Source organism: Allobosea sp. P4_H5, from assembly GCF_056400825.1.
Window position 1 is genome coordinate 194,937 of sequence record NZ_JBFUKM010000005.1, and the last position, 13,002, is coordinate 207,938.

Genomic DNA, 13,002 nt, shown 5'->3' on the forward strand with positions numbered 1-13,002 from the left:
TTTGGTACGGGATTTGATGGGAGCCAGGCGGGCGGTGAAGAATGCGAAGCGTGGAGATGGCGATCTCGAACCTGCTCGAGTGGCCGTATCCGCGGCCAAGATTGAGTTGGGCGAGCGAGGACCGGTCTGGTGGTGCGACGGGGCGCCCGATTTCAATCGCCACTTTGCCAAGGTCACCCCTTATGCCGAGTGGGCGGCAGCTCAGGTAGGTAAATGTCTTTGAGCCGCCAAAATATGCTGCTGGTCGGAAGTGGCCGACTTGGACCCCTCAACAGAGACAGGGCCAACGCACGCGCGGACCGGACCGGAAATTAGCTCATTCGGCGGCCTTCCCGTGATGGTTGCCGTCGATCTCCGCCAATGGGGCTACAGCCGGACCGTTGAGCACGCTGCCATCGGGAGCAAAATGCGAGCCATGGCAGGGGCAGTCCCAGCAGGTCTCCAGGCTGTTCCATTGCAGATGGCAGCCAAGATGCGTGCATACCGCCGAGCGCTGATAAAGGGTGCCATCTTCCGAGCGGTACGCTGCGATTTTGGTGAGGCCATCGCGAATGATCGCGCCTTGGCCTGGCTCCAACTCGTCGACCGAGCCGAGCTCGCCCGGTGCTAGATATTGAGCCATGTTGGCGAGCGCGGTGCTGTTCTCGGTCACGAAGGCTGCGGCGGCCTTGAATGGCTTGCGCACCGGATCATAGACAGCCGCAAAAGCGTTATCTTTGCCCTCGATGAGATCGGGAATAATTAGGCTGGCGACCACGCCATGGGTGATGCCTTGGCCTGAATCGCCGGTCGTCACATAGGTGCGCGCCCTCTTCGATTCGCGGCCGATGAAGGCTCCATAGTCGAGCGTGTCCATCACCTGGCCCGACCAGCGGTAAAGTTCAGAGCCGAGATCGGGGATAAGCGTTTTGATCCAGGATTCGATGGCTGCAAAACGTTTTGGCGCATCATCAACTTCGCCGGTCTTATGGTCTTCACCGCCGACGATGAGCACATCCTTGCCGTTCGCACCGGCGGTCAAGCGGACATAGTGGTAGGGGTCTTCCGTATCCCAATAAAGAGCATCGGCCAGCGCGCCACGTTCGATCTCGAAGCCCATGGCATAGGTACGATACGGCGCCTGTTTGGTGTGCAAGGCGAAAACATCGTGGATTGGCGAGTTCGTGGCGACCACGACGTCGGCAGCATCGACCGTGAGTCCGGAAGCCAGCCTGATTTGAACGCCATTCTGATCTTCGGATATCTTCTCCACCGCCGAGAAGGGATGCAGACTGACGCCCTTGTCCTCCAGCGCTTTGGCGATCCCTTGTAGATATTTGAGCGGATGAAAGGTGGCCTGGTCGGGATAGCGCAGGTAGGGCCTGTCCTCCAGCGTTTGTAGGGGAAGCCCATTGCCGCGCTCGACCGCAACGCCAATGTGGCCGGCGGCCGAAACCTCATCATCCAACACGGATTTCTCGCTCTTCGGATCCAAGAAGAGGATGCCGTCCAGCCGACGAAACTCGCATTCGATGCCGAGCTGCGCCTGAATGGCCTCGATGCGGTCGACGGCCGCTGTTTGGCTGACTTGGAAGTCCCGGGCGAGTTCCAGGCCGCGCATTGAAAGCAGCGCGGACAACGAGTCATCGCAAACCGGCGCGAGATGGGCCGTCGTCCTTGCCGTCATTCCCCCCGCAATCGGCCCGCGATCGAGCACAGTGACAGAGTGTCCTCGCAGCGCGAGCTCAAACGCTATCGATAGTCCCGCAATGCCAGCGCCTACCACGGCGACGTCTGTATGGGAGTTTTCGGAAAGCGGCGTGGCGTCGGGCGCAACGTCGACATCCATCCAGACCGATTGGCTGTGCTCACGCATCGCGTTCATTGGACATTCCCATGTTGAGCCTCCAACGCTCTCGCGCTCTATCAGTTCGAGGGATTCTAAATCATCCGGGATGAATTTGGGGGCGCGGCATCACCGCGATCTCCAAACGTCGAACCTGAAGGCGCAACGTCGGACACCTCGCTGGGCTGAGAGCCATGGAACGAAGGGCGTAGCGGGCGGTTCCGATCCTAACGCGAAATGTGCCCGAGCCCTCGGCGAGGCACATCCGACCGGGGAGATCGCAATGCTGATCCAATCACATACTGAATACGCGGCGACAGCCAAGCGCGCCAACGCCCTTAGCGATGCCCCGGAAGGTTCATCCGCGGCAGAAGAACTGAAGAACTTGGTCGCGGCGCTTCGCCAATGGGACGAGGATCACGCTCGCGAAAACACGCATGGACCAGAGGCCAATCTCGTACCAGGGACAAACCGCAGCCCCGACGACCTTCCGGTCGCGGGTTTGCCGGGAAATCTCGGCAAACTGCATCTCGACGAATGAGCAAGGCCAGATGGTGATCAGCTTTCGCGAGGGCATTCTCGCGCCGATCTGGGCGAACCTACCTAGCTGATAATTCACCATTTATGGGAACATCTGGAGCAGCCTGCCGTTCTGATTAGCAGCCTCACGGCGCCTTCAAAAATGGGGATAATCATGAAACGTGCGCTTCTCACGATGGTTCTGTGCGCCCTGATTCCGGTCGGGGGCATCGCACAGACAAGCACTACTTCGCCGACGCCGGCGCCGAATGCGCCCGCCGATGCGAACGCTCCGCTTCCTGGCGCGAATAGCTTCACCGAGGGGCAGGCCAAGAGCCGCCTGGAGGCGAACGGCTACACCAACGTCGGCGAGCTCAAGAAGGACGACAACGGTGTCTGGAAGGGCACCGCTACACATTCGGGCGCGCAGGTGACTGTCTCAGTCGACTACCGCGGCAACATCACCCGCAATTGAAGAGGAGAGTCAAATGACCCGCACAATCACCCGCGCCTATGACGACTATGCGTCCGCCCAGGGCGTCGTGAACCAGCTCGAGGCCGCTGGCGTCGCAAGCTCAGAAATCAGCCTGTTGGGACGTCAGGAAAATGCCGACGACGACAGTAACGCCGGCGAAGGCGCGGGCATCGGCGCCGCGGTCGGTGGCGCCGCCGGTTTGCTCGCCGGTTTGGGCCTCCTTGCCATCCCTGGAGTTGGGCCGGTGGTCGCCGCCGGTTGGCTGGCTTCGACGCTGGCTGGAGCGGCGGCTGGCGGCGCGACGGGTGGGATCATCGGTGCGATGACCAGCGCCGGAGAGGACGAGGACAGCGCGCACTACTATGCCGAGACCGTTCGCAGAGGCGGCTCTGTCGTTTCTGTCCGGGCTGAAGATAGCCGGGCGGCGGAAGTCGAAGCCATCATGGACGGTGCAACTCCGATCGACCGTGAGGCTCGTCTAGCAGAATACCGGCAGAGCGGGTGGAGCCGCTTCGATGAGACTGCCGCGCCGTACAGATACGGTGCCGTTTGAGCTAACTCCAAGATCGGCGCTCCCCACAGCGCCGTGCCTCTCGCCGGTGGCTACCCCACCGGCCCTTCAGCTCCATCGGCGAGAGGCCGAGATTTATGCGTTCCGGCTTTCGCGAACGCCATCTTCAACCCGTCGGACTCTGTGCCCCGAAAATAATAAAGGCACCAACCTGACCAGACGTATGTCCGGCAGCTTCATGTGCATTTCATTTAGATAAGCCGCAACTATCGTAAGGGAGGCGCGTTGAATTCTAATCCATCAAAGAGTTTGCTCATGCCCCTAGTTGTCCTTGTTGTTGAAGACGATGCAATTGTCCGCATGGATACCGCCTCAATTATTGAGGAGGCCGGCTTCGAGGCGATCCAAGCTGGAAATGCCGATGAAGCGATCGTCCTCCTGGAGGCCCGGGCAGATATCAAAGTTGTCTTCACCGACATTGAGATGCCTGGGTCCATGAACGGTTTGAAGCTTGCGTTCGCAGTGCGAGACCGATGGCCGCCGATACTGATTATCATCGCGTCGGGTCGCATCAGGCCTGATCCACATGAGATGCCCGCCGCCGTTACGTTTTTGCGCAAGCCGTACAGTGCGACCGCCGTTCTTGAGGCTGTTCGGCATGCCGCCTAGGCCGCCAGTTTCGACGTCTTCATCTTGAGGGTAACGATGACACCCTCGGCTGACCAGTTATAGCTAATCGACCCGCCGAGCTGGCCCGAGATGCTGCGCACGACCAGGCGGCTGCCATAGCCACCTGCACCGTTAATGGGTTCGACGCTGGGGCCTCCGCGCTCGACCCAGACGATCTTCACGTCCTCGTCGTCGAGGCTGCCAGAGACATCAAGCGTTCCAACGTCGGCAGAGAGCGCACCATATTTCAGCGAGTTCGTCGCAAGTTCATGGATGATAAGAGCTAGCGTCGTTGCGGCCAACTCGCCGACACCCATACGCGGAACGGCTACGCGGATTCTGCCGCTAAAGGCGCCGGTATCTTCATAGGGGGAGAGTAGGATCGAGAGGAGGTCGCCAAGTAACGCCGCCTGGCCTTGATGGCCGGGAAGAGGCCGCACCAAATCGTGGGCCCGTCCAAGAGCCGCCAGACGGCCCGTCAGCTCGATGGCCATCTCCTTGGCCGTCGTGGTCGAGCGGGACGAGATCTGAGTTAGTCCCGACGCGATAGCGAGCAAGTTTTTGACGCGATGGCTCATCTCCCCGGCAAGAAGTTCGTGGCCTTCCTCAGCCTGCTTGCGCCCGGTTACATCAAGGAAGATGCCGTAAGCCAAACGATCGTGCAGCCCCGAGTCATCACCGATCCCGCGGGCTGAAATCCAGCGGATCTCGTCGCCGATCATAATGCGGAAGTCGATCTCGTAGGCACCGACGATGGCTCGGGTCGCCGTGAAGGCCGCCCTGACCCTATCCCGATCCGCAGGGTGGATACGGGCGGACAGGTCTTCAAATTTGACGTCGTCGCTTTGGTGTACGGCCCACAGCTGGAAGCCCCGCTCATCCATGGCGAACGCGTCGGTTTCGACGTTCCAAGACCACAACGCAACGCCCGCGGCGCTGATCGCGCGGCGCAGACTTGTTGCGCTCCAGGCGCTTGGGTTCGATTCGGGCATCGGCGCACTCGGGCGAGATCAAAGCGGCGGCAAATGCCATCCACTATAGAACAAGGTGGATTTTAACCTAGGCACTCGGGAGATGGTCGCATCGGGTAAGCGTTCGGCCTGTCGTTTCGATCTCGAACAAGCAATCGTCGATGAAGCGAACCGGCGTCCCGTCCTCTAGCTCATAGTCGGTTATGCTCAGATTTGGGAACGGCCGATAGACGATGACTGTGTACTCGGTACCGCCTTCATCCTGGCAGTACTCACGGTAAAGCTCGCGGCAGGCGGAGCTCGCGCCGCTTGGGATCTTGGGGTTCATCAACGGCCTCGTCCTTGCACATGCATCTCCAACGCAAACGTCCCCAGCTTGCCATCTGCGACCGCTCAGTCCTTTTTGGTGGGCCGCCCAGGGTCGAGGGCGCTGGAAGATTCTGAAGGCTTCCGCTCGCCTTTGGAGCTGCGCGGCTTCGGTCCATCCTTGTTAACCGGCTCGCTAGCTGTCGGTGTCCCGGATCCGGGGCGCGGCCGGCTATCCGAGGCCCTACGCGGCTGGCCGACCGTATCGTCGTGCTCTGGCTTGCGACTGCTCATGGCATCCTCCCTTGTTGCCCTGTCTCCCTGAGCCCGCGGGTTTAATGCCGGCCGCACGGGAAGGTTCCTAACCCTGTTGGGTATGTCGCGTTCTGGGCGGAACACAGTGGCGCGCGAAAGGTTGCGCTCAGACAGCCAACTAGAGAAACCATCATGCCCAGCACCCCAGAAGTCGGCTTCGGCGGACGGGCCATTCTGAACTCCGATGATTGCCTCGCCGCAGAGGCCCGGATCGCCAAGCTGGCTGTCGCGCCCGAAGGCTCGGACGAGGAGGCCGAGAGAGTCGGCCTGATCGATGCCGTCAACGCCTATCGGCTGAAGCAGGATTCTCCCGCAACGGCAGCCATGACCAATCCAATCAGCTCGCTGGAGCAGTATGAGGCGGCGACGCAAAGAGTGGCGGATCTCACCAATTACGCCGAGGGTACGCCGCAGGCTGACGAGCTCGGTAGATTAGTTGCCGATATCCGAGCCTGGGAGGAAGCAAAGCAGGACAACGCGCCGCAGCAGCAATGAGAACTGCTTCTCCAGCTTGCTACGACTTCGACAATCGCCGCACGTTGGTGGCCTGCTGCCGGTTTCGTGGACACCGAGATTGGGTGTTTCATGAAACCGGAGGTGGCGTATGCGGCGACGACAGTTTGGGCGTGAGTTCAAGATCGAGGCGGTTCGCCTGATCAAGGATCGCGGAGTGAGTGTGGCGCAGGCGTCTCGGGACCTGGATGTCCATGAGAACCAGTTGCGCAAATGGGTGAAGCTCTTTTCTGCCGATCCAGCGCAAGCCTTTCCCGGCCACGGCCAGATGAAGCGGGAGCAGCTTGAGATTGAGAAGCTGCGGCGCGAGGTGGCCAAGCTCAAGGCGGAGCGCGATATCCTAAAAAAGGCCGCAGCCTACTTCGCGAAGGACGTGACATGAGGTTCACGTTCATTGCGAAGCACCGGGGGATCTGGCCGGTGGCGTGGCTTTGCGAAGCGCTGGATGTGTCGCGCTCGGGCTTCCATGCCTGGCTCAACCGGTCACCGAGCCGTCGAGCACGCGACGACGAGGAGATCGGCAACAGGGTCCGGGCAAGCTTCCTTGGTTCGGATCGGACCTATGGTGCCAGGCGTGTCTGGCGGGACGTGCTGGCGGAAGGCATCGATTGCGGCCTGCATCGCATCGAGAGGCTGATGCGTGCCCAGGCTTTGCGTGCCAGGCCGCGTCGGCGCAGCTTGCCCAAGGACGGTGGCCAGCGATCGGCCATCGCGCCGAATACGCTCGGCCGGGAGTTCCATGCCGAGCGTCCGAACCAGCGCTGGATCGCCGACTTCACCTATATCTGGACCGCAGAGGGCTGGCTGTACGTTGCCGCCGTCATCGACCTCTTCTCCCGCCGTGTGGTGGGCTGGTCGATGAAGCCCGAAATGACCGCAGGGCTCGTGACCGATGCACTGATGATGGCGATCTGGCGTCGGGGAAGGCCTGATGCCCTGCTGCACCATTCGGACCAGGGCAGTCAGTATGCCAGCGAGCAGTTCCAGAAGCTCATGACCGACAACGGCGTCACCTGCTCGATGAGCCGCTCTGGCAATGTCTGGGACAATGCCGCGATGGAGAGCTTCTTCTCGTCGCTGAAGACCGAGCGGATCAGAGGCAGGGTATACCGGACACGCGACGATGCTCGCGCCGACGTGTTCGATTACATCGAGCGGTTCTACAACGCCGTTCGCAGGCACTCGACCATCGGCTACATCAGCCCGGTCGAGTTCGAAAAGAAGGTGGGATTAGCCTAACCGACTGTCCACGAAACCGGCAGCAGGCCAGAAGCCGAAACCCTTGGTCGAATTGAACCATTTCACAGTGCCGGTAGCCATGCCGCTCTCCCTCATGCGCATTTAGAATGTCGTCGGCTACTGCGCGTGGCAAGCCTAGAAATTGCTGCTTGTTGCACGCCATCCCAAAAGCCCATCGTCCAATGATTGGCCATCGGACGCTACTTCCTCACCAGAGCAAAGACAGGCGGGTTTCCCCGGCTGCAATTTCGCCCTGGACTGAATCTGACATCGTGAAGCCTATCAGGGGTCAAAGCGCCTAAGCGTTCACAAAGGCGACAAACTCCCGTTCGAGGCGTCTCTTTAGTAAATCTCACGCAATACGAGTGATTACCTGTGCTTAAACGGGGATAAGCGCGAGATCACAGTTGATCTTGGTCATACTATGTACATAAGGATTCGGCGGCTTCTTTTGCAATAGGACGCATAATGTCTAAAGATTTAACTGAATTGCTTGAGCTATCTGCAATGGTCGTTGCGGCCTTTGTTCGCCACAACCGCCTTCCTCCGACCGAGCTTGCGGGTCTCATTGAACAGACGCACGCGGCGCTGGGCCGTCTCGGCCAGGAGTCTGCAGCCCCGTCAGCCGAAAGGCCTGTTCCGGCGGTCCCGATCAGGAAATCCGTGACCCCCGACGCAATTTACAGCCTGGAGGACGGCAAGCCGTTCAAGTCCCTGAAGCGGCATTTGCGCTCGGCCTACAACATGTCGCCGGACGAATACCGCGCCAAATGGGATCTACCCGCCGACTATCCAATGGTCGCGCCCAACTACGCCGAAGTCCGCTCGCAAATGGCAAAAAACCTCGGCCTCGGTCGAAAGAGGGGCCAGAGTGTTTCGCCGAGCAGCAAGAAATCTCGTTGAACCAAGGCTGCTTTATTGTCCTGTAGCGGGCCTTTCGACCGTGATGACACAGCGCGGATCAAACCTGCTGTTCTGGCGAGCCATCAGGTTTGGATAGCCGGCCTGATTTGAGAAGACTCGCGTTCGGCCGACTTGATAGTCGTTCGAGCCGTGATCATGTCCGAGGATCCAAAGGTCCGGCTGGAACTGCTCAATCAGCCCGCTGAGATCCGAGACGAAGGCGGGCGAAAGCGGACTTCCAAGGTGCCTCGGCTGGGGCGAGCGCGGGTGCGGCGCATGGTGGGTCACCACGCAGTCGGTCCCTCGTGCGGCTTCCCGGATTCGCTTCGGTCGATGGGAAGGTCGAGCCGGTGCTCGGCAGCCGCATGCCAGGGCATGAAGCGGCTGTAGTGACCGCTCTCCTCACGGTAGCGAATGAGGCGGTGATCGTTGAGTTCCTGCCCGGCCACGATTATCGAGGGCTTGGGCGTTCCGAGCAGCCGATAGTCCGTCCACAGTGTGCAGCCCACGAAGCTGAGCCGCGAGCAGCCGAACAGAATTTCCGAATGCCGGCTTATGCCATTTCTGTGCTTGCTGAGGAGAAGTTCCGCGGTTGGAGCTTTGGGAGCGCCCTCGCGCGCGATTTCCTGTCCGGCGCCGGCGCGGCTGCGCAACCCTGACCAGCTGCGCCGCGCCGGCTCCTAGCGTTCAGGCCCGAAAATGAGACAAGCTTTGAGACCACCTTTAATTTTAAGGCGTAGTGAGATTCAGCAAAATTACAAAATTTCAATATCTTATACTTTGAGACAAACTCCTGTTCGAAAGAATGTCGGCGTGCTCTTCCTCGACGAGCTGCCGGAATTCCAGGCGCAGGCGCTCGATGCTTTGCGCCAGCCGATGGAGACCGGCGAGGTGCTGATCTCGCGCGCCAATCATCGCGCCGTCTATCCCGCGAAGTTCCAGCTGATCGCGGCGATGAATCCCTGCCGCTGCGGCAAGGCGACCGAGCCGGGCTATGCCTGCCGCCGCCAGCCGAACGAGCGCTGCATGGCGGGCTATCAGGCCAGGATCTCTGGCCCGATGCTCGACCGGATCGACATCACCATCGACGTTCCCGCCCTGACGGCGGCCGATCTCATTCTGCCCGCAGCGCCCGAAGGCTCGGCCGAGGTCGCAGCCCGCGTCGCTGCGGCCCGCGCTCGCCAGTCGGAGCGCTATGCCGCGCTCGGCCTTCCCGGCGGCACGACCAATGCCCGCTGTCCCGCTGCGTTGCTCGACGATATCGCACGGCCGGATGCGGCCGGGCTCGCGCTGCTGCGCAGTGCCGCCGAGGCGATGCGGTTGACGGCGCGCGGCTATCACCGCGTGCTCAAGGTCGCGCGCACGCTCGCCGACCTCGATGGCGAGGACAAGCTCGGGCGTATCCATCTCGCCGAGGCGCTGTCCTATCGCTCGCGCATCGATCAGGCGGCACAGGCTGCCTGATGAAGGATTGCCGCCTGATGAAAGGTTAACGAAACCATTCAAACCATCCGGCATCCTCACGCGGAGGGCGAACTCTTTCTCAAGAGGGGGCGTGATAGATGGGATGGCATGATCGAGCTGCCGTCCTCCCTCATCCTGTTGACCGGCGCCGCCATCGCCGTGGCGCTCACCTGTGCCATCGTCGCGATCCGGCTGCTGCGGGAGCGCCGGCAGGTGACCCGGCAGGCGAGGGCGCTGACGGCCGATGTCGAGAAGCTGAGCGACCGGCTCTGGGAGCTCGCCGACAGCGAGGAACGCTATCGCAGCCTGATCGAGGCGCAGGGTGACCTGATCGTGCGCCGCAGCGAGGGCCGGATCATCTACGCCAACGCCGCCTATGCGGCGCTGATCGGCAAGAGCGAAACCGAGGCCGTCGGCAGCGTCGAACAGCCGCGCGTGCGCAGCGCCCGGCCGGTGCAGGCCCTGCCGGGGGGCGCTCGCGTCGTCGACGAATGCATCGAGACGCAAGAGGGCGAGCGCTGGCTCTCCTGGGTCGAGACGATCGTTCCGGTCGCCGCCGGCCAGACCGTGCTGCAGCGGGTCGGCCGCGAGATCAGCGGGCGCATCGCAGCTGAAACAGCGCTTGAGGAAGCGCGCAGCCGGGCCGAGGAGGCGAGCGCCGCCAAGTCGCGCTTCCTGGCGACCGTCAGCCATGAATTCCGCACTCCGCTCAACGGCATCCTGGGGATGGCCGACCTGCTCGGCGACACCCGGCTCGACCCGGAGCAGGCGACGTATGTGAAAGCGCTCAGAAGTTCGGGCGAGGCGTTGCTCGGCCTCGTCGACGACATCCTCGACTTCGCCAAGGTCGAGGCCGGCAAGCTCGAACTCGCCGACGCGCCATTCGATCCCGCCGCGCTGATCGAGGACGTCACCGAGCTGATGGCGCCGCGCGCCCAGGCCAAGGGCATCGAGATCTCGACTTTGCTCGGGCCCGCCCTGTCGGGGAGGCTCGTCGGCGATGCAGAGCGCCTGCGCCAGATCCTGCTCAATCTCGTCGGCAATGCCGTGAAGTTCACGCAAGCGGGCGGCGTCGGCATCGAGGCGGATGCTGTCGCCGGTCAGTTCGTCGTCGCCATCGCCGATACCGGGCCGGGCATTCCGGCCGAGCGTCTGGCAACGATCTTCGAGGAGTTCGAGCAAGGCGGCATGACCGGTCATCGCGACCAGGCCGGTACCGGTCTCGGCCTTGCCATCGCACGCCGGCTCGCCCGCGCCATGGGCGGTGAGATCGAAGCCGGTAATCGCGCCGATGGCGGCGCATTGTTCCGGCTGGCCCTGCCGCTGCGAGCTGAGATGGCCGGAACCGCGCGCCCTGCCTCGCCGAACTGGCAGGGTCGGCGCATCCTGGTGGCATCCTCGGCGCCGTTCAGCGCAGGCCATATCGCCGCCTGCCTCGAACGGATGGGCGCGCAGGTCCAGCGGGCTGGCGATCACGCGCAGGCCTTGGCGGCGCTCGCCGGCGATTCGGCCCTGTCCGCGGTGCTGATCGACCGCAATCTTCCGGGTGGCGAGGTCGAGGCGGTGGCGGCCGCGGCGCGGCGCGCCGGCGTCGCCGACATCGTGATCATGCTGGCGCCGGCTGAGCGCCGCAGCTTCGGCTCTCCCTATGCCGCCGGCTTCAGCGGCTTCCTCGTCAAGCCGGTCCGGGCGCGCTCGCTGCAGGTGCGGCTCGATCCGGTCGAGCGGTTGCAGCACGCAGCCGAGACGGCACCGGCCGGCGACGCGTCGGCAGAGCAGCCTGCCGCCGGCTTGCGGGTTCTCGTCGCCGAGGACAACGAGATCAACGCGCTTCTGCTGACTCGCACGCTGGAGCGGCTCGGCTGCATCGCCGTCTGGGCGCATGATGGCGGCGAGGCAGTCCGCCTGGCCGAAGAGGCCCGTTCCGGCCGGTCGGCAGGTTTCGATCTTGCCCTGCTCGATGTCCGCATGCCGGTGTTGGACGGGCTCGCCGTCAGCAGGCGGATTCGTGCGGCCGAGAAGGCGCAAGGCCTCGCCCGGCTGCCGATCGTCGCCGTCAGCGCCAACACGGCGGAGGAGGACAGGCGCGAGGCGCTCGCCGCCGGCATGGATGATTGCCTGGCTAAGCCATTGTCACGCGACCAGCTGCGTGGCTGGATCGAGCGGCTTTCACAGCTGCGAACGGCACAGATGCTGTCGGCCTGAGCCAGGGTTTGCTCCACAGGCGGTTGGCTTCGTCATCACAGTGACGTAGTTTTGTCGCGATCCCGTAAGACGGTCGGCGCAGAGCTGTCATGCGCTGATCCGAGATCGCAGGGGCCAGACCGTCTATGACGCACGACGTTTTTCAGGGTTCCCGTCAGCCGGCAAAGCAGAAGCTGGCCGGCCAGGCCCTGTTGCAGCGTTTCTCCCCCTCGAACCTGCTGGCTGCCGGCAAGCAGCTTGGCGGCTTCGCTTTCCCCGGCGCTGATGCTCTTTCCGGCACGCTCGGCCGCTCCGGCACGCTTGAGGTCCGGTTGGCGCGTGGCCCGCGCGAGATCTGGCGGGCGCAGCGCCTGCGCTACCGCGTGTTCTACCAGGAGATGTCGGCCAAGCCCGATGTCATCTCGCGCATGTTCCGCCGCGATGCCGACCGATTCGACGCCGTCTGCGATCATCTGCTCGTCATCGACCATGCCGCGCGCGGCCGCTTCGGCGGGATCAAGCCCAAGGTCGTCGGTACCTACAGGCTGATGCGCGAGCAGGCCGTGGCCAAGCTCGGCGGTTTCTACACCCAGTCCGAATTCGACATCGCGCCGCTGCTGGCGCGCCATCCCGACATGCGCTTCCTTGAGCTCGGCCGCTCCTGCGTGCTGAAGCCCTACCGCACCAAGAAGACGGTTGAGCTGCTCTGGCATGGCATCTGGGCCTATTGCCGGCATCACCGCATCGACGCGATGTTCGGCTGCGCCAGCCTGGACGGCACCGACCCCGACATGCTGGCGCTGCCGCTCAGCTTCATCCACCACCACGCCACCGCCCAGGGCGACTGGCGCGTCGTGGCCCAGCCGCAGCGGCATGTGGCGATGGATCGCCTGCCGGCCGGCATGGTCGACGCCAAGCTCGCGTTGAAATGCCTGCCGCCGCTGGTGAAGGGCTATCTGCGCCTCGGTGCCCGCTTCGGTGCAGGCGCCGTGGTCGACAAGCAGTTCGGCACCACCGACGTGCTGGTCATCCTGCCGGTCGCTGCGATCGACCGGCGCTATATCGAGTATCTCGACGGCGACGCCGGCCGCTACGCCGCCTGAGCGCG

12 protein-coding genes and 1 pseudogene are annotated in these 13,002 nt (G+C 62.9%); 10 read left to right on the plus strand and 3 right to left on the minus strand.

Annotated features, from left to right (window positions below):
• Window positions 1–316 precede the first annotated feature (316 nt).
• Entirely contained in the window at window positions 317–1,864 is a 1,548-nt protein-coding gene (locus AC1DS0_RS12230) for an FAD-dependent oxidoreductase (protein WP_476814617.1), read from the minus strand.
• A 244-nt stretch (window positions 1,865–2,108) separates the two neighbouring features.
• On the opposite strand from AC1DS0_RS12230, the gene AC1DS0_RS12235 reads away from it, so the two are divergent.
• The 4 genes from AC1DS0_RS12235 to AC1DS0_RS12250 all read left to right on the plus strand — a co-directional run bounded on the left by AC1DS0_RS12235 (window position 2,109) and on the right by AC1DS0_RS12250 (window position 3,999).
• On the plus strand, window positions 2,109–2,366 hold the full coding sequence (locus AC1DS0_RS12235) for a hypothetical protein (RefSeq protein ID WP_476814618.1): 258 nt from the start codon (window positions 2,109–2,111) through the stop codon (window positions 2,364–2,366).
• 153 nt (window positions 2,367–2,519) lie between these two features.
• Window positions 2,520–2,819 carry a hypothetical protein gene (locus AC1DS0_RS12240; RefSeq protein ID WP_476814619.1) on the plus strand — a complete coding sequence of 100 codons (300 nt, stop codon included), beginning with the start codon at window positions 2,520–2,522 and terminating at the stop codon, window positions 2,817–2,819.
• Between the two features lie 13 nt (window positions 2,820–2,832).
• A complete protein-coding gene (locus tag AC1DS0_RS12245; protein ID WP_129160490.1) occupies window positions 2,833–3,372 on the plus strand; it encodes a hypothetical protein in 540 nt (179 codons plus the stop codon).
• A 273-nt stretch (window positions 3,373–3,645) separates the two neighbouring features.
• On the plus strand, window positions 3,646–3,999 hold the full coding sequence (locus AC1DS0_RS12250) for a response regulator (protein ID WP_476814620.1): 354 nt from the start codon (window positions 3,646–3,648) through the stop codon (window positions 3,997–3,999).
• On the opposite strand, the gene AC1DS0_RS12255 is transcribed toward AC1DS0_RS12250, so the two are convergent.
• Entirely contained in the window at window positions 3,996–4,991 is a 996-nt protein-coding gene (locus AC1DS0_RS12255) for a sensor histidine kinase (protein WP_476814621.1), read from the minus strand. The genes AC1DS0_RS12250 and AC1DS0_RS12255 overlap by 4 nt on opposite strands.
• A gap of 732 nt (window positions 4,992–5,723) precedes the next feature.
• On the opposite strand from AC1DS0_RS12255, the gene AC1DS0_RS12260 reads away from it, so the two are divergent.
• The 3 genes from AC1DS0_RS12260 to AC1DS0_RS12270 all read left to right on the plus strand — a co-directional run bounded on the left by AC1DS0_RS12260 (window position 5,724) and on the right by AC1DS0_RS12270 (window position 8,246).
• Window positions 5,724–6,086 (plus strand): hypothetical protein, encoded by a 363-nt coding sequence (locus AC1DS0_RS12260; RefSeq protein WP_476814622.1) that lies wholly within the window; start codon window positions 5,724–5,726, stop codon window positions 6,084–6,086.
• A gap of 109 nt (window positions 6,087–6,195) precedes the next feature.
• Window positions 6,196–7,343, plus strand: a protein-coding gene (locus AC1DS0_RS12265; protein ID WP_476814623.1) for an IS3 family transposase whose coding sequence is annotated in 2 segments (ribosomal slippage) — window positions 6,196–6,445 and window positions 6,445–7,343 — 1,149 coding nt in all. Because the reading frame shifts where the segments join, the coding sequence is not laid out codon by codon here.
• 468 nt (window positions 7,344–7,811) lie between these two features.
• Window positions 7,812–8,246, plus strand: coding sequence for a Ros/MucR family transcriptional regulator (locus tag AC1DS0_RS12270; RefSeq protein WP_476814624.1), 435 nt, complete (start codon window positions 7,812–7,814; stop codon window positions 8,244–8,246).
• Window positions 8,247–8,530: 284 nt separating this feature from the next.
• On the opposite strand, the gene AC1DS0_RS12275 is transcribed toward AC1DS0_RS12270, so the two are convergent.
• The gene (locus tag AC1DS0_RS12275) at window positions 8,531–8,899 is read right to left on the minus strand and encodes a hypothetical protein (RefSeq protein WP_476814625.1); all 369 of its coding nucleotides are present in this window, start codon (window positions 8,897–8,899) and stop codon (window positions 8,531–8,533) included.
• A gap of 157 nt (window positions 8,900–9,056) precedes the next feature.
• Here AC1DS0_RS12275 and AC1DS0_RS12280 point away from each other — a divergent pair.
• From AC1DS0_RS12280 to olsB, 3 genes and pseudogenes are all read left to right on the plus strand, one after another.
• Window positions 9,057–9,710, plus strand: a pseudogene (locus AC1DS0_RS12280) (ATP-binding protein); the annotation flags it as partial.
• Between the two features lie 108 nt (window positions 9,711–9,818).
• Window positions 9,819–11,915, plus strand: coding sequence for a response regulator (locus tag AC1DS0_RS12285; protein ID WP_476814626.1), 2,097 nt, complete (start codon window positions 9,819–9,821; stop codon window positions 11,913–11,915).
• Window positions 11,916–12,040: 125 nt separating this feature from the next.
• Window positions 12,041–12,997: a l-ornithine N(alpha)-acyltransferase gene (gene olsB / locus AC1DS0_RS12290; RefSeq protein ID WP_476814627.1), complete on the plus strand. Its 957-nt coding sequence runs from the start codon at window positions 12,041–12,043 to the stop codon at window positions 12,995–12,997.
• The last annotated feature ends 5 nt before the right edge of the window (window positions 12,998–13,002 follow it).

Bases quoted from the DNA above. Each gene is read 5' to 3' on its own strand.
- AC1DS0_RS12285 (WP_476814626.1), top strand. From the start codon at position 9,819: ATGATCGAGCTGCCGTCCTCCCTCATCCTGTTGACCGGCGCCGCCATC.
- AC1DS0_RS12245 (WP_129160490.1), top strand. From the start codon at position 2,833: ATGACCCGCACAATCACCCGCGCCTATGACGACTATGCGTCCGCCCAG.
- AC1DS0_RS12260 (WP_476814622.1), top strand. From the start codon at position 5,724: ATGCCCAGCACCCCAGAAGTCGGCTTCGGCGGACGGGCCATTCTGAAC.
- AC1DS0_RS12230 (WP_476814617.1), bottom strand. From the start codon at position 1,864: ATGAACGCGATGCGTGAGCACAGCCAATCGGTCTGGATGGATGTCGAC.
- AC1DS0_RS12235 (WP_476814618.1), top strand. From the start codon at position 2,109: ATGCTGATCCAATCACATACTGAATACGCGGCGACAGCCAAGCGCGCC.
- AC1DS0_RS12240 (WP_476814619.1), top strand. From the start codon at position 2,520: ATGAAACGTGCGCTTCTCACGATGGTTCTGTGCGCCCTGATTCCGGTC.
- AC1DS0_RS12255 (WP_476814621.1), bottom strand. From the start codon at position 4,991: ATGCCCGAATCGAACCCAAGCGCCTGGAGCGCAACAAGTCTGCGCCGC.
- AC1DS0_RS12250 (WP_476814620.1), top strand. From the start codon at position 3,646: ATGCCCCTAGTTGTCCTTGTTGTTGAAGACGATGCAATTGTCCGCATG.
- AC1DS0_RS12270 (WP_476814624.1), top strand. From the start codon at position 7,812: ATGTCTAAAGATTTAACTGAATTGCTTGAGCTATCTGCAATGGTCGTT.
- olsB (WP_476814627.1), top strand. From the start codon at position 12,041: ATGACGCACGACGTTTTTCAGGGTTCCCGTCAGCCGGCAAAGCAGAAG.